Source organism: Streptomyces sp. MAI_2237, assembly GCF_054189285.1.
In genome coordinates this window covers 2,585,651-2,601,011 of the sequence record NZ_JAJPGQ010000003.1, presented here as the reverse complement: position 1 = coordinate 2,601,011, position 15,361 = coordinate 2,585,651, and the positions used below count along the sequence as shown (strand labels likewise).

Annotated in this window: 14 protein-coding genes; 2 read left to right on the top strand and 12 right to left on the bottom strand. The window is 72.0% G+C overall.

The window, feature by feature from the left end:
• The first annotated feature begins 7 nt into the window (after positions 1-7).
• Positions 8-901: an aminoglycoside phosphotransferase family protein gene (locus tag LN251_RS22490; protein ID WP_458245952.1), complete on the top strand. Its 894-nt coding sequence runs from the start codon at positions 8-10 to the stop codon at positions 899-901.
• A gap of 6 nt (positions 902-907) precedes the next feature.
• On the opposite strand, the gene LN251_RS22485 is transcribed toward LN251_RS22490, so the two are convergent.
• The 12 genes from LN251_RS22485 to LN251_RS22430 form a co-directional block, all read right to left on the bottom strand.
• Positions 908-1,132 (bottom strand): ferredoxin, encoded by a 225-nt coding sequence (locus tag LN251_RS22485; protein ID WP_458245951.1) that lies wholly within the window; start codon positions 1,130-1,132, stop codon positions 908-910.
• A gap of 93 nt (positions 1,133-1,225) precedes the next feature.
• A complete protein-coding gene (locus LN251_RS22480; RefSeq protein WP_458245950.1) occupies positions 1,226-2,347 on the bottom strand; it encodes an NADH-ubiquinone oxidoreductase-F iron-sulfur binding region domain-containing protein in 1,122 nt (373 codons plus the stop codon).
• On the bottom strand, positions 2,344-2,925 hold the full coding sequence (locus LN251_RS22475) for a ferric reductase-like transmembrane domain-containing protein (protein WP_458245949.1): 582 nt from the start codon (positions 2,923-2,925) through the stop codon (positions 2,344-2,346). Before LN251_RS22475 ends, LN251_RS22480 begins: the two co-directional genes overlap by 4 nt.
• The gene (locus LN251_RS22470; RefSeq protein WP_458245948.1) at positions 2,922-3,902 is read right to left on the bottom strand and encodes an FAD:protein FMN transferase; all 981 of its coding nucleotides are present in this window, start codon (positions 3,900-3,902) and stop codon (positions 2,922-2,924) included. The genes LN251_RS22475 and LN251_RS22470 overlap by 4 nt, the downstream gene beginning before the upstream one ends.
• Positions 3,902-4,177, bottom strand: coding sequence for a hypothetical protein (locus LN251_RS22465; protein ID WP_458245947.1), 276 nt, complete (start codon positions 4,175-4,177; stop codon positions 3,902-3,904). The genes LN251_RS22470 and LN251_RS22465 overlap by 1 nt, the downstream gene beginning before the upstream one ends.
• A gap of 124 nt (positions 4,178-4,301) precedes the next feature.
• A complete protein-coding gene (locus LN251_RS22460; protein ID WP_458245946.1) occupies positions 4,302-6,005 on the bottom strand; it encodes a proline--tRNA ligase in 1,704 nt (567 codons plus the stop codon).
• A gap of 250 nt (positions 6,006-6,255) precedes the next feature.
• Complete coding sequence (locus tag LN251_RS22455; protein ID WP_458245945.1) at positions 6,256-6,828, bottom strand: GNAT family N-acetyltransferase; 573 nt, start codon at positions 6,826-6,828, stop codon at positions 6,256-6,258.
• Positions 6,829-6,882: 54 nt separating this feature from the next.
• Entirely contained in the window at positions 6,883-7,731 is an 849-nt protein-coding gene (locus tag LN251_RS22450; protein ID WP_458245944.1) for a GNAT family N-acetyltransferase, read from the bottom strand.
• A gap of 239 nt (positions 7,732-7,970) precedes the next feature.
• Positions 7,971-9,128 carry a flavodoxin-dependent (E)-4-hydroxy-3-methylbut-2-enyl-diphosphate synthase gene (ispG, locus tag LN251_RS22445; RefSeq protein ID WP_058922670.1) on the bottom strand — a complete coding sequence of 386 codons (1,158 nt, stop codon included), beginning with the start codon at positions 9,126-9,128 and terminating at the stop codon, positions 7,971-7,973.
• A gap of 202 nt (positions 9,129-9,330) precedes the next feature.
• Positions 9,331-10,623 carry a M50 family metallopeptidase gene (locus LN251_RS22440; protein ID WP_458246774.1) on the bottom strand — a complete coding sequence of 431 codons (1,293 nt, stop codon included), beginning with the start codon at positions 10,621-10,623 and terminating at the stop codon, positions 9,331-9,333.
• A gap of 8 nt (positions 10,624-10,631) precedes the next feature.
• Entirely contained in the window at positions 10,632-11,945 is a 1,314-nt protein-coding gene (dxr, locus tag LN251_RS22435; protein ID WP_458245943.1) for a 1-deoxy-D-xylulose-5-phosphate reductoisomerase, read from the bottom strand.
• Positions 11,946-12,040: 95 nt separating this feature from the next.
• Positions 12,041-13,984 (bottom strand): acyl-CoA dehydrogenase family protein, encoded by a 1,944-nt coding sequence (locus LN251_RS22430; RefSeq protein ID WP_458245942.1) that lies wholly within the window; start codon positions 13,982-13,984, stop codon positions 12,041-12,043.
• A gap of 347 nt (positions 13,985-14,331) precedes the next feature.
• Between LN251_RS22430 and LN251_RS22425 the strand changes: the two genes are divergently transcribed.
• A complete protein-coding gene (locus LN251_RS22425) occupies positions 14,332-15,348 on the top strand; it encodes a LacI family DNA-binding transcriptional regulator (protein ID WP_458245941.1) in 1,017 nt (338 codons plus the stop codon).
• The last annotated feature ends 13 nt before the right edge of the window (positions 15,349-15,361 follow it).

The following is a 15,361-nucleotide window of genomic DNA, read 5'->3' as shown; positions in this document are numbered from 1 at the left end:
CTCGCGCATGGCATTCGAACCGCCGCAGCGCCTGGTGAGGGCGCTCGGCGAGACGGCACCGGACGGTGACGACTGGCTGGAGACGCTGCCCGCGGCGGCGCAACGGGCCGTCGCACTACGCGAGTTGACCGTGGAGCGGGTGCAGGTGCCCGGCGGCCGCAGCAGCCTGGTGGTGCTGGTGCGGCGCACCGACGGCAGTCCCGCCGTGCTCAAGCTGGCGCCGCCGCGGTTCCGGCCGGAGGCGGAGCGGGCGGCGTTGGCGCGCTGGGGCGGCTCGGGTGCCGTGCAGCTCGTCGAGGAGACCTCGCACGAGGGCGTGCTGCTGCTGGAACGGCTGCATCCCGATGTGTCGGTGCGGTCCCTGCCCGAGGCGAAGGCGCTGCTGGAGGCGGCGGGGACCTTGCGGCGGCTGTGGGTGGAGCCGCCGGCCGACCACGCCTTCGAGAGCGTCGCCGAGCGGACGGAGCGGCAGGCGGCGGCCATGCGGGCGAGTGCGGGCGCGGAGGTCGTGCCGCTGGTGGACGCGGCGCTGACGGCGCGCGCGGAGCTGCTGGCGGCGCCGCCCGAGCGGCGGCTGCTGCACGGGACGTTCCGGCAGAGCAAGGTGCTCGCGGGTGAGCGGATGCCGTGGCTGGCCGTCGGGCCCGATCCGGTGGTGGGCGAGTGCGCGTTCGACCTGGCGCGGCTCGTGCGGGACCGGGTCGAGGACCTGATCGCCTCGCCGTCGGGGGCGGCGACGACCCGGCGGCGGGTGAAGCGGCTCGCGGAGTCGCTGGAGGTGGACCAGGAGCGGTTGCGGGGGTGGACGCTGTTCCGGGCCGTGGAGTCGGGGGTGCGGGCCCTTCGGGTGGGGCGGCCGAAGGACGCGGAGCTGCTGCTCGAATTCGCCGGGTGGCTTTAGGCCGGATCAGCTCCGGGGGTGCGGTTTCCGTTTCGCGATCGTCACTTTCAACGCCAGGACCGGACAGTCCGCCGCTGCTCTGCGGGCCCGTTTCACGGTGCGGGCCGGGAGCGGGGTACCGGCGACGAGCGGGTAGCCCCACTCGTCCGGGGTGATGTGCTCGGGCAGGAGTTCCGCGCACAGGCCGTGGCCCCGGCAGGACGTCCAGTCGATGTCGATGCTCCGGTCCATCTCAGGCCTCCTGGGGGACGGGGAGGACGGGTGTGCGGTCGGTCGCGGTGCACAAGCCCCGTGCGTGAGCGTCGAGTTCGGCCGCGAACGTCGTCATCGCGCTGCGCACCAGGCGGATCGTGCCGTCCGGGTGGTGGCAGGCGCGCGGCCCTCGACCAGGCCGGCCCAGCGGGCGACGTCGGTGCGGGCGGTGCCGTGGCGGCCGGGCGCGGCCAGGGTCCGGAAGGCGCCGGCGATACGCGGCAGCCCGTTGAGGCAGGGGCCGCACTGACCGGCCGACTGCAGGGCCAGATAGCGCAGGACCCGGGCCGTTTCCACGAGGCCGCAGCGCTCGGCGGGCAGGGCCGCCAGGACGCCGGCGCCCATCGTCGAGGCGTCCAGCGGGAGTCCGGCCGCCTCGGCCGCCGGGACCCAGGTGCCGTGGTAGCCGCCGAGGAGGACGGCGGACATCCCGTCCACGGGTAGGAGGCGGTGCAGGGGCGTGCCGAACGGGGCCTCGACGACGTGCGGCCGGTGACCCGGCACGTGCACCGTGCACAGCGCGCTGCCCGGCTGGGCGGCGGTGCCGGCCGTGCGGAACCACCGCGCGCCGTAGCGGGCGACGAGGGCGAGGTGGGCCAGCGTCTCCACGTTCTGCACCAGGGTGGGGGCCCGGTGCACGCCCTCCACCCGGACCGGCGGGTTCTGGTACCCGGGCAGCGCCGGGCCCCCACCGACGAACCGGGCGAGCGCCGAGGTCTGCCCGGACAGGAACCGCCCGGGCAGCCGTACGACCGTGACGGGGACCGGGTCCGCGCGGTGGGCGACGGCCGCCTCCAGGAAGGACGCGCCCTCCTCGACCGCGAGGTACGCCTTCCCGGCGCCGACCGCCTGCGCCGCCACCTGGACGCCGTCCAGGACGAGGTGCGGCGACAGGGCGAGCAGCGTCCGGTCCTTGCGGCTGGCCGGCTCGCCCTCGGCGCCGTTGGCGACGATCACCGCGGCCCGTCCGGTGCGGCGCGCGGCCTCGGCGACCGCGGCGAGCTTGCGGTGCACGGGGAAGGCGGCTCCGCCGCGGCCGGTCAGCCCGGAAGCGGTGACGGTGGTCAGCAGCGCGGCCGGATCGCCGTACGGCAGGGGGCCGTACCGCTGCTCGTGCGCGGGCAGGTCGGCCGGGGTGCCGCCGGGGGCGAGCAGGCGCGGCGGCATGTACAGGTCGGCGTGGGTGGCGGTCACGGGCGGGCTCCTTCGGCCGTGCGGAGGACGGCTGCGGGGGTGCGGCGGGCGGCGCGGGCCCAGTGGGCCAGGCGGACGCCTCCGGCGGCGGCGACGGCGGCCACACAGGAGACCGTCAGCCAGGTCATCCAGTCGGTGCCGGTGTCCGTGCCGATGCCGATGCCGTGGACCAGGGCGACGGGCCAGGCGGCGTAGGCGAGCCAGTGCAGCGCCCGCCAGGTGCGGTGGCCGATGCGTTCCCGCAGCAGGCTGGTGAACAGGACGGCGAGCATCAGGTCGAGGGCCACCGTGCCGAGGCCGAGCCAGAGGGGCTGATAGGCGGAGACGAAGGGGACGAGGACGTCGGTGGGGGTGATGTCGACGTAGGTGTCCAGCACCGCGAGCGCGATGTGCAGGGCCAGGAAGGCCGTCGCGGACAGGGAGAGGGTGCGGTGGAGGGTGACGGTGCCGAAGCGGGGCAGGCCGGGGAGTCTGCCGCGCAGGCGGACGGCGATGCCGAGGAGTACGACGACCGTGAAGAGGATCAGGCAGACGGCGCCGGTGGCCCGGTTGGCGTACCAGAGCGTTGCGGAGGTCATGCCGCTTTCCCCTGCGGCCTCGCGCCCGTGGGGGTGATGGGCCAGCCCGGAGTGGTGACGACCAGCCCTTCCCGGCTCACCAGACGTGCCGGCAGGCCCCTCCCCGTCAGCCAGCGCTCCGCTCCCGCGCCCTTCACCAGGGCCGCCGTCGTCGCCGCGTTGGCCTCGGCGCAGGTGGGAGCGGCCACCGAGACCGTGCGCCACGGTGTGCGGGCCGGCAGGCCGGTGCCGGGGTCGACGATGTGGTGGAGGGTCCGACCGCCGCGGCGCCAGGTGCGGGCGGCCGTGCCCGACGTGGCGAGGCCGCCGCTGTGCAGGCCGACCGTGGCGTACGGGCCGTCGCCGGGGCTGTCGTCGACCGGGCCGGTGACGTCCTGGACGCGGATCTGCCAGCCGTCCGCCGGTGGCTTGCCGGCGACGGCCGTGTCGCCGCCGAGGCTCACGAGGACTCCGCAGCCGCCCGTCGCCGCGAGGATCGCCGCCGCCTTGTCGGCGGCCCAGGCCTTCGCCGTGGCTCCGAGGTCGAGGCGGACGCCCGTCGGGACGGTGACGGTGCCCGTCGCGCGGTCGAGGCGGACCGTGCGCCAGCCGGGGACGCGCCGCACGGTGAGCCGCACCGGGCGGTCGTCCTCCTGGACGAGGGTGAAGTCGCGGTCGTAGCCGATCGCGTCCATCGCGGAGCCGACCGTCGGGTCGACGGCGCTGTCGGTCGTCCGGGCCGCGCGCAGGGCGACCTCGACGGCTTCGGCGAGCAGCGGGCTCACCCGGACCGGGCGGCCCTCGCTCGTGTCGAGGGCGGCGAGTTCGGAGTCGGCGCGGAAGCGGCTGCAGGCGGCGTCGACGTCGGCGAGATGCCGGGCGAGGAGCAGGTTGCAGGAGTCCAGCAGGGCCGGGTCGGTGACGACCAGGCGGACCGTGGTGCCGAGGGCGCGCCATTCGGTGGCGGCCGTGGTGCGGGGGTGGCGGGCGCCGCTCATCACGACGCCCCCGAGGTGGAGTCGGCGGAGCCGCTGCCGTTGGGCGCGGTGAGGCCGCCTGAGGAGGAGGACGAGCCCGTGCCGCTGTTCCCGGACGCGCTCGATCCGGTGCTGCTGCTCGTCGTCGAGGACACGGCACTGCTGTCCGTGTGCAGGGTGCCGATCAGCGCGAACGTTCCGGCGACGGCCGCCAGTGTGACGGCCGTCGCTGTCGCCGCCGTGCGCCGGGCCCCTCTGCGGACCGCGGCGACGGCACCTCGTTCCCTGTTCGTCATGGCCGTTCCCTCCCTGGTGACGTGCTGTCACGCACCAAGGTCGGGCACGGACCTCAGAGAACCCTGTGAGGTGCCTTTAGGCGCCCCGAGACGTTTCTGAGGAGTTCCTTTACAAGGAGTTCCTTTACGCGCTGAGGCGGGCGATCGCCTCGTCCACCGTCAGCTCCTCGCGCTCGCCGGTCCTGCGGTCCTTCAGCTCCAGCACACCGTCGGCGGCCCGGCGTCCGGCGACCAGGATCTTCGGTACGCCGATCAGCTCCGAGTCGGTGAACTTCACGCCCGGCGAGACGCCGGCCCGGTCGTCGACCAGGACGCGCAGGCCCGCGGCCCGCAGCTTCTCCGAGACCTCCAGCGCCAGCTCGGTCTGCAGGGCCTTGCCGGCCGCGACGACGTGCACGTCGGCCGGGGCGACCTCGGCCGGCCAGCACAGGCCCTGCTCGTCGGCGGTCTGCTCGGCGAGGGCTGCGACGGCACGGGAGACGCCGATGCCGTAGGAGCCCATGGTGACGCGGACCGGCTTGCCGTTCTGGCCGAGGACGTCGAGCTTGAGGGCGTCGGCGTACTTGCGGCCGAGCTGGAAGATGTGGCCGATCTCGATGGCGCGGTCCAGCTTGAGGCCGGTGCCGCACTTGGGGCACGGGTCGCCGTCCTGCACGACCACGACGTCGACGTACTCGTCGACCTCGAAGTCACGGCCCGCGACGACGTTCTTCGCGTGCGTGTGCTCCTTGTTGGCGCCGGTGATCCAGGCGGTGCCGGGGGCCACGCGCGGGTCGGCGATGTACTTGACCTTCTCGCCCCGGCCCTGCGGGCCGACGTAGCCGCGCACCAGGTCCGGGCGGCCGGCGAAGTCGGCCTCGGTGACCATCTCGACGACGGCAGGGGCGAAGTGCGCCTCGACCTTGCCCAGGTCGACCTCGCGGTCGCCCGGCACGCCCACGGCGACGATCTCGCCGTCGACCTTCACCAGGAGGTTCTTGAGCGTGGCGGAGGCCTCGACGCCGAGGTGGGCGGCGAGGGTCTCGATGGTCGGGGTGTCCGGGGTCGGGATCTCCTCGAGCGCGGGCACGCCCGCGGCGTCCACCGGCTTGAGCTCGTACGTGATCGCCTCGGTGTTGGCCGCGAAGTCGCAGTGGGGGCAGTCGGCGAAGGTGTCCTCGCCGGCGCCGGCCGGGGCGAGGAACTCCTCGGACTTCGAGCCGCCCATCGCGCCGGCGGTGGCGGCGCAGATGCGGTAGTCGAGGCCGAGGCGGTCGAAGATCCGCTGGTAGGCCTCGCGGTGCAGGGCGTAGGACCGGCCGAGGCCCTCGTCGTCGAGGTCGAAGGAGTAGGAGTCCTTCATCAGGAACTCGCGGCCGCGCAGGATGCCGGCCCGCGGACGGGCCTCGTCACGGTACTTGTGCTGGATCTGGTAGAGGATGACCGGCAGGTCCTTGTAGGAGGACGCCTGGTCCTTCACCAGCAGGGTGAAGATCTCCTCGTGGGTCGGGCCGAGCAGGTAGTCGCCGCCCTTGCGGTCCTTCAGCCGGAACAGCTCCTGGCCGTACTCGTCCCAGCGGCCCGTGGCGTCGTACGGCTCCCGCGGCAGGAGGGCGGGCAGCAGCACCTCCTGGGCACCGATCGCGTCCATCTCCTCACGGACGATGCGCTCGACGTTGGCGAGGACCTTCTTGCCGAGGGGCAGCCACGACCAGATGCCGGCCGCCGTCCGTCGGACGTAGCCGGCGCGGACGAGAAGCTTGTGGCTGAGGACCTCGGCGTCCGCCGGGTCGTCGCGCAGCGTCTTCGCCATCAACTGGGACATGCGCTGGACCGGTGCGTTGGCCATGGTTCTCGTACTCCTGCCGGGAAAGGGTGATGGCTGGGGGTGCCTGACACATTCCCGTCGTCCGCCCGGAGGGCGGGCCGCGCAGCGTCTGGTGCGTGCGATCGCAAGGCGCCGGAGCGCCCGCGTGGCGGAGCCACGTGGACGATTCGGCAACGCCGCGAGCGTGCGTGCCAGACGCCGCGCGGCAGGCGGGAATGTGTCAGGCACCCCCTAGGAGGTTAGCCGGGCTTGCCGGGCGGGCGGAAATCGGTTAACGGCGGCGGAGGGGCAGGGGGGCGCCCATTACGGCGTACGGCTTGGGGGCGCTCGGGAAGAGGACCTGGCGGGCCAGGTCCTGGTAGCCGAGGGAGTGGTAGAGGCCGCGGGCCGGGCTGTCGGTGTCGATCGCGGAGAGGATCGAGCGGGGTTCGGCGGCGCCGTCGGTGATGGTCGTGATGAGCGAGCGGCCGACGCCACGGTTCTGGTGACCTGGGTGGACGTGCAGCTCGGTGATCACGAAGGAGTCGTCGAGCCACTCCTCGCGGCCGTGCGCGCGCAGGTACGGCTCCACGATCGTCGACCACCAGTGGGTGCGGTCGTTGGGCATGCCGTAGACGAAGCCGACCAGGCGGTCGTCGGGGAGGGTGGCGCCGAGCGCGCGGGCCCCCGGGTAGGTCATGTGCCGCAGCACGATCTGCCGGCGCACGGCGACCTCGTCGGCGCCCAGTCCGAAGGCCACGGCCTGCACGGCGAGCGCCTCGTCGACCCGCGCGGACAGATCGAGGGGGCCGATCACGACGTCCTCGGGCTGGTGGCGATGACCGTGACCGGGAAAGTGCAGCATGCCGGGGAGACTACAGGTCTCGTACGGGGGTCAGCGCGGCCCTGTGAACGGCGGCTAGAACAGGATGCTCATGAAAGCGCCGACCTCCTGGAAGCCCACCCTCCGGTAGGTTCTCCTGGCCGGTGTGTTGAAGTCGTTCACGTACAGGCTGACCACCGGGGCCACGTCCGCCAGCGCGTAGCGCAGGACCGCCGCCATGCCCGGTGCCGCTATGCCCCTCCCCCGGTACTCGGGGGCGACCCACACACCCTGGATCTGGCAGGCGTGGGGCGTCGCCGCGCCGATCTCCGCCTTGAAGACGACCTTGCCGTTCTCGTCGAGGCGGGCGAAGGAGCGGCCGGAGCCGACGAGTTCGGCGACCCGGGCCTGGTAGAGCAGGCCGCCGTCACCGGCCAGCGGGGAGACGCCGACCTCCTCGGTGAACATCGCCACGCAGGCCGGCATGATCGTCTCCATCTCGTCCTTGCGGATGCGACGGACGTACGGGTCCGGCGCGATGTCGTCGGGCATGCGGTCGGTGACCATGAGCGGCTGGTGGGAGCGGACCTCGCGGGCCGGGCCCCAGCTGGGTTCGAGCAGGCGCCAGAGCTGGGTGGTGGCCTCGGCGGGGCCGACGATGGAGGAGCAGCGGCGGCCCGCACGCCGGGCGCGGTCGGCGAAGGCGCGGACGGCCCGCGGGGTCGCGCAGATCGGGACCAGATTGGCTCCGGCGTAGCACAGGGACGTCAGCATGCCGTCCTCGTAGTAGCCCCACATCTCGCCGCCGAGCCGCCAGGGGTCGAGGCCCGCGACCTGGACCCGGGAGGTCACGAAGGCGTTCGCGACCGGCTCGCGGTCGAGGACGGCGAGCGCGGCGTCCAGGTCGCTCGGTTCGAGCACCCGTGAGGTGGTCTGCGTCAACACGTGCGGGCCCTCACCCTGAGGTTCTGCTGATCTACCGCACTGTACCTGCGGAAGCTGGGCGGTGCTGCCCTGCGGTGGTGGCCGTTGGCCTTGAGGCGTGCGGTGTTGAGGGTGCCGTGTCCGGGGGGCTGCCGCCCCCCGGGCCCCCGCTTCGGGCTGAACGGCCTCGTCCTCAAACGCCGGACGGGCTGAGACGGGCGGACCGGCGCTCGAAGAAGTCCCCTGGCCTACAGAATTCCTCAGCCCGCCACCGACACCGACGGCTCGCCCGAGGCGACGCCCTCGTCCTGCATCTGCTCGGCGATCTTCATCGCTTCCTCGATCAGCGTCTCCACGATCTTGGACTCGGGGACGGTCTTGATGACCTCGCCCTTGACGAAGATCTGGCCCTTGCCGTTGCCGGAGGCGACGCCGAGGTCGGCCTCGCGGGCCTCGCCGGGGCCGTTGACGACGCAGCCCATGACGGCGACGCGGAGGGGGACCTCCATGCCGGTGAGGCCGGCGGTGACCTCTTCGGCGAGCTTGTAGACGTCGACCTGGGCGCGGCCGCAGGACGGGCAGGAGACGATCTCCAGGCCGCGCTGCTTGAGGTTCAGCGACTCCAGGATCTGGTTGCCGACCTTGACCTCCTCCACCGGCGGGGCGGACAGCGAGACGCGGATCGTGTCGCCGATGCCCTGCGAGAGGAGCGCGCCGAAGGCGACGGCCGACTTGATCGTGCCCTGGAAGGCGGGACCGGCCTCGGTCACGCCCAGGTGCAGGGGGTAGTCGCACTGGGCGGCGAGCTGGCGGTAGGCCTCGATCATCACGACCGGGTCGTTGTGCTTGACCGAGATCTTGATGTCCCGGAAGTCGTGCTCCTCGAAGAGGGAGGCCTCCCACAGGGCGGACTCGACGAGGGCCTCGGGGGTGGCCTTGCCGTACTTCTGCAGCAGTCGCCGGTCGAGGGAGCCGGCGTTGACGCCGATGCGGATCGGGGTGCCGTGGTCCTTGGCGGCCTTGGCGATCTCCTTGACCTTGTCGTCGAACTGCTTGATGTTGCCCGGGTTGACCCGGACCGCGGCGCAGCCGGCCTCGATGGCCGCGAAGACGTACTTCGGCTGGAAGTGGATGTCGGCGATGACGGGGATCTGCGACTTGCGCGCGATGGTGGCCAGCGCGTCCGCGTCGTCCTGCGTGGGGCACGCCACGCGCACGATCTGGCAGCCGGACGCGGTCAGTTCGGCGATCTGCTGGAGGGTCGCGCCGATGTCGGACGTACGGGTCGTGGTCATCGACTGCACCGACACGGGGGCGTCTCCGCCCACCGCCACGGACCCGACCTGGATCTGCCGGCTCTTGCGCCGTTCGGCGATCTTGGTCGGAACGGACGGCATGCCGAGAGAAATCGCAGTCATCTGCTGTGCAACCCCAAGTCGTGGATCAGGATCCGGTCCCGGAACAACGGGCTCCAGGCTTCGAGATTACGGCACCGGAGCGGGGCCCGAGCACTCCCCCACCGCGAACACGCTCGGCGCGGTCACCTCCGTCCCCGCTCGCCCCGCCCCACGGCAGGCGGCCCGGAACCGAGGGTGCCGGGCCGCCGTGAACTGCGGGTGACTAGGTGATTTTCACCGGGTTGACGACGTCCGCCACCAGCACCAGGAGGGTGAAGCAGACGAAGATTCCCGCGACCACGTAGGCGACCGGCATCAGCTTCGCCACGTCGAAGGGGCCCGGGTCCGGGCGCCGCAGCACGCGGGCCAGGTTCCGCCGCAGCGACTCCCACAGGGCGCCCGCGATGTGCCCGCCGTCGAGGGGCAGCAGCGGGAGCATGTTGAACAGGAACAGGGAGAGGTTGAAGCCCGCGACCAGCATGACGAACATCGCCAGCTGCTGGGTGGCCGGGATGTCCAGGGTGAAGATCTCGCCGCCGACGCGGGCCGCGCCGACCACGCCCATCGGGGAGTCGGGGGCGCGCTTGCCGTCGCCGAAGGCGGCGTCCCACAGGCCGGGGATCTTGGCGGGCAGGGCCGCGATGGAGTCGACGGCCTCGCCGACGCGGTCGCCCATCCAGGTCACCGACTGGCCGAAGTCCTGCCTGACGATGCCGGTGGCGGCGCTGAAGCCGAGGAAGCCGGCGCTGACGTACTTGCCCTGGACGATCTGGCCGCTGGAGTCCTTCCTGGCGACCTGGTTGGTGGCGATGGTGGCGTGGAGGGTGACCTCCTGGCCCTTGCGGTCGACGACGATGGGCACGTTCTTGCCGGGGCTCCGCCGGATGAGGTCGGAGAGCTTGTTCCAGTCCGTGGTGCGCACCCCGCCGAAGGAGACGATCTTGTCGCCGGGCTTGAGGCCCGCGGCGGCGGCCGGGGAGGCCGGGTCGCCCTTCTTGCAGGTGTCGCGGTTCTCGCTCTGGGCGATCACGCACTGGGACACCGAGCTGACCGTGGTGGTCTGCTGGGAGATGCCGAAGCCCATCAGGACGGTCAGGAACAGCGCGACCGCGAGGATGAGGTTCATGAACGGGCCCGCGAACATCACGATGACCCGTTTCCAAGGGGCACGGGTGTAGAAGAGGCGGGTCTCGTCGCCGGGCTTGAGCTCCTCGAAGGCCGCGGAGCGGGCGTCCTCGATCATGCCGCGCCAGGGCGAGGTGGAGCGGGCCGTGAGCTGTCCGTCCGGGCCGGGCGGGAACATGCCGATCATGCGGATGTAGCCGCCGAACGGGACGGCCTTGATCCCGTACTCGGTCTCGCCCTTCTTGCGCGACCAGATGGTCGGGCCGAAGCCGACCATGTACTGGGGCACGCGGATACCGAAGAGCTTCGCGGTGGACAGGTGCCCCAGCTCGTGCCACGCGATCGAGACCAGCAGGCCGAACGCGAAGACGACTATGCCGAGGATCATCATCAAGCTCGTCATGCACGCGCCTCCGCGGTCGCCGTCTGCGCTGTCAGTTCCCGGGCCCGGGCCCGTGCCCAGGTCTCCGCTTCGAGGACGTCCGACACCGTGAGCGAGGTTCCCGTGACCGGCGTGCCGTGCTCCTCCACGACCCGGGTCACCGTCTCCATGATCCCGTTGAAGGGCAGCTCGCCGGTGCGGAACGCCTCCACGCACTCCTCGTTCGCCGCATTGAACACCGCCGGGGCGGTGCCCGCGAGCTCACCCACGTGCCGGGCGAGGTTCACCGAGGGGAACGCGTCGTTGTCGAGCGGGAAGAACTCCCACGTCGAGGCCTTGCTCCAGTCGAAGGCCGGCGCCGCGTCCGGGACGCGCTCGGGCCAGCCGAGCCCGATGGCGATGGGCCCGCGCATGTCGGGGGGCGTCGCCTGGGCGATCGTCGATCCGTCCGTGAACTCAATCATCGAGTGGACATACGACTGAGGGTGCACGACCACCTCAATGCGACTGAAGGGAATGTCGTAGAGGAGGTGTGCCTCGATGACCTCCAGCCCCTTGTTGACGAGGGTCGCGGAGTTGATCGTGATCACCGGGCCCATGGCCCAGGTGGGGTGCGCGAGGGCGTCCTCGACCGTCACGTCCGCCAGCTGGGTCTTCGTCCGGCCGCGGAAGGGGCCGCCGGAGGCGGTCACCACGAGCTTGCGCACATCGGCCCGGGTGCCCGCCGCGAGCGCCTGGAAGAGGGCCGCGTGCTCGGAGTCGACCGGGATGATCTGCCCGGGCTCGGCGAGCGCCTTGACCAACGGGCCGCCGACGATGAGCGACTCCTTGTTGGCGAGCGCGAGGGTGCGGCCCGCCTTCAGGGCGGCGAGGGTGGGCGCGAGGCCGATGGAGCCGGTGATGCCGTTCAGCACGGTGTGGCAGGCGGAGCCGGCGAGCTGGGTGGCCGCGTCCGGGCCGGCCAGGATCTCGGGGAGCGGCTCCCCTGCGCCGTAGCGGCTCGTCAGCGCCTCGCGCAGCTGCGGTACGACGTCCTCGCGGGCGACCGCCACGGTCCGGGCCCGCAGCCGGTGTGCCTGTTCGGCGAGGAGGGTGACGCGACCGCCGTTCGCGGAGAGGCCGGTGACCCGGAAGCGGTCGGGGTTGCGCAGCACGAGGTCGATGGCCTGGGTGCCGATCGATCCGGTGGAGCCGAGGATCACCACGTCCTTGGGACCGCTGCCGGTCACGGGGTCGTAGACGAGGTGCGGGTCGGCGAGGGCGCGTGCCGGGCGTCGCGGGGCGGACGGGTTCTCCGGGCCGCGCCCTCGGAGTGCTGGACTGTCGCTCATCCCTCCATTGTGGCCGTAAGGACGGTGTGTGAGGACAGCGCGTCCCCTTCGTCCCCCGCACGGGGGGTCCTGGGGGACGCGCTGTTCCCTGCCGGTCAGCGAATCGGCCGGTGGACGTTGTCCTTCTTCGACGGTCCGGGGGCCGCCTCGGCGATCCACGGGCCGTCGCCGGAGGGGTCGACGACGCCTTCCTCCAGCCATGCGTAGGTGCCGGACATGACGCCCTTGACCACGGTGCGGTCGACGTCGTCGGTGTTGGTCCACAGACGGTCGAAGAGTTCCTCGACGCGGATGCGGGCCTGACGGCAGAAGGCGTCGGCGAGCTGGTAGGCCTCGCGGCCGTGGTCGCCCTGGCTGCGCAGGAGTTCGGCGCGGACGCAGGCGGCGCTCATCGCGAACAGTTCGGCGCCGATGTCGACGATCCGGCCGAGGAAGCCCTGCTTGGTCTCCATCTTCCCCTGCCAGCGGGACATGGCGTAGAAGGTGGAGCGGGCGAGCTTGCGGGCGTGCCGCTCGACGTAGCGCAGATGCGGCGAGAGGTCGACCTCGTGCTTGAACTCGCCGTAGGAGACGGGGAGTTGTCCGGGTCCGGCGACGAGCTTGGGCAGCCACTTGGCGTAGAAGACGCCGGCGTTGGCGCCCGCCTTGGCCTTGTCCTGGAGGGACTTGTCGGGGTCGATCAGGTCGCCGGCGACGGAGAGGTGGGCGTCGACGGCCTCGCGGGCGATGAGGAGGTGCATGATCTCCGTCGAGCCCTCGAAGATGCGGTTGATGCGCAGGTCGCGCAGGACCTGTTCGGCGGGGACGGCGCGTTCGCCGCGCGCCGCGAGGGACTCGGCGGTCTCGAAACCGCGGCCGCCGCGGATCTGGACCAGCTCGTCCGCGATCCGCCAGCCCATCTCGGAGGCGAACAGCTTGGCGAGCGCGCCCTCGATGCGGATGTCGTTGCGGTTCTCGTCGGCCATCTGCGAGGAGAGGTCGAGCACGGCCTCCAGCGCGAAGGTGGTCGCCGCGATGAAGGAGATCTTCGCGCCGACGGCCTCGTGCTGGGCGATCGGCTTGCCCCACTGCTCGCGGGCCGCCGACCACTCGCGCGCGATCTTCAGGCACCACTTGCCTGCGCCGACGCAGGACGCGGGCAGGGAGAGGCGGCCGGTGTTGAGGGTGGTCAGCGCGATCTTGAGGCCTGCGCCCTCGGGGCCGATGCGGTTGGCGGCGGGGACGCGGACCTGGTGGAAGCGGGTGACGCCGTTCTCGATGCCGCGCAGGCCCATGAAGGCGTTGCGGTTCTCGACGGTGACGCCGGGCGAGTTGGTCTCGACGACGAAGGCGGTGATGCCGCCCTTGTGTCCCTCGCTCTTCGGCACGCGGGCCATGACGACCAGCAGGTCGGCGACGACGCCGTTGGTGGTCCACAGCTTCACCCCGTCGAGGACGTAGTCGTCCCCCTCGGGTACGGCGGACGTGGCGAGCCGGGCCGGGTCGGAGCCGACATCGGGCTCGGTGAGGAGGAAGGCGCTGATGTCGGTGCGGGCGCACCGCGGCAGGTACCGCTCCCGCTGCTCGTCGGTGCCGAACAGCTTGAGCGGCTGGGGTACGCCGATCGACTGATGGGCGGAGAGCAGGACGCCGATGGCCGGGCTGGCGGAACCGACCAGTGCCAGGGCCTTGTTGTAGTAGACCTGGGTCAGGCCGAGGCCGCCGTACTTGGTGTCGATCTTCATGCCGAGGGCGCCGAGCTCCTTGAGGCCGTTGATGACCTCGTCGGGGATGCGGCCCTCGCGCTCGATCAGCGCGCCGTCGACCTTCGTCTCGCAGAAGTCGCGGAGTTTGGCGAGGAACTCCTCGCCGCGCTGGGCTGCCTCGGTGGAGGGGGTGGGGTGGGGGTGGACCAGGTCGAGCCGGAAGCGGCCGAGGAACAGTTCCTTGGCGAAGCTGGGCTTGCGCCATTCCTGTTCCCTGGCGGCCTCCGCCACCTGACGGGCCTCACGTTCGGAGACGGTGGGGCGTCCAGCGGACTCGGAGGGACTGGCGGACATGAGGCTCACCTCGCCGCGAATCGGGATCTTGGGCCGTTATGGTTACCGACGGGTGCTACCCGATCGTATGTACCCGATCCCGGGCGCCCCCACCACCCCGCGTGCAGCCGTTCGGCCGAAGAGATGCCCGGCGGTGCGCTCCGCGGTGTTGCGCCGGAAGCCCTTACCGGGAGACGGTTCGTGCAGACCCCCACGGCACCGGCGTCCTCCGCGGAAGAAAAGCTGTCGAAGCGCTTCGACGGACTCTGGACACCTGCCCCTGCCAGAGCTAGTGTCGAACCACCCTCACACCCACCCCTGTACGTCATGCGCAGTGTCGAAGCGCTTCACACCGCTGGGAGAGCTGGATGGTCACCCTCGCCGAGGTCGCCCAGCACGCCGGAGTCTCGGCGAGCACGGTGAGCTATGTCCTCAGTGGCAAGCGGTCCATCTCCACGACCACCCGGCAGCGGGTCGAGCAGAGCATCCGCGAACTGGGCTACCACCCGAACGCGGGCGCGCGGGCGCTGGCCAGCAGCAGGTCGAACATCATCGCGCTGATGGTCCCGCTGCGCACCGACATGTACGTGCCGGTGATGATGGAGATCGCCATCGCGGTGGCCACGACGGCCCGCACGCACGGGTACGACGTCCTGCTGCTGACCGGCGAGGAGGGTCCGAACGCCGTGCGCCGGGTGACCGGCAGCGGGCTCGCCGACGCGATGATCCTGATGGACGTCGAACTCGACGACGAGCGGCTGCCGTTGCTGCGCGGCACCGACCAGCCGTCGGTCCTGATCGGGCTGCCCGCCGACACGTCCGGTCTCACCTGTGTGGACCTGGACTTCCGGGCGACGGGCGCCCTGTGCGTGGAACATCTCGCGATGCTCGGGCACCGCGACATCGCTGTCATCGGCGAGGCGCCCGCGGTCTACGAGCGGCACACCGGCTTCGCCGAGCGCACCCTCGACGGACTGCGGTCGCGCGCCCAGGAGCTGGGCGTACGGCTGCTGCACCGGCCGTGCGAGGGCGGGTACGACGCGACGGCCGTCACCCTCGCCCGCATCCTCGACGAACGCCCGGGCACGACGGGCTTCGTCGTGCAGAACGAGTCGGCGGTCGAGCCGATGCTCGCCCTGCTGCGCCAGCAGGGCCGGGCCGTCCCCGAGGACGTGTCCGTGGTGGCGGTCTGCCCGGAGCAGGTGGCCGTGCAGGCCTCGGTGCGGCTGACGTCCGTGGCCATCCCCGCGCAGGAGATGGGCCGGTACGCCGTGGAGTACCTGGTCGCCAAGCTCGACGGCCGCGGCACGGACGACGTCGTGCTGATCGCACCGGAGCTGACGGTACGGGCGAGCACGGGTCCGGCACCCTCCGGCTCCTCCTGAGACCCGCCTTCCA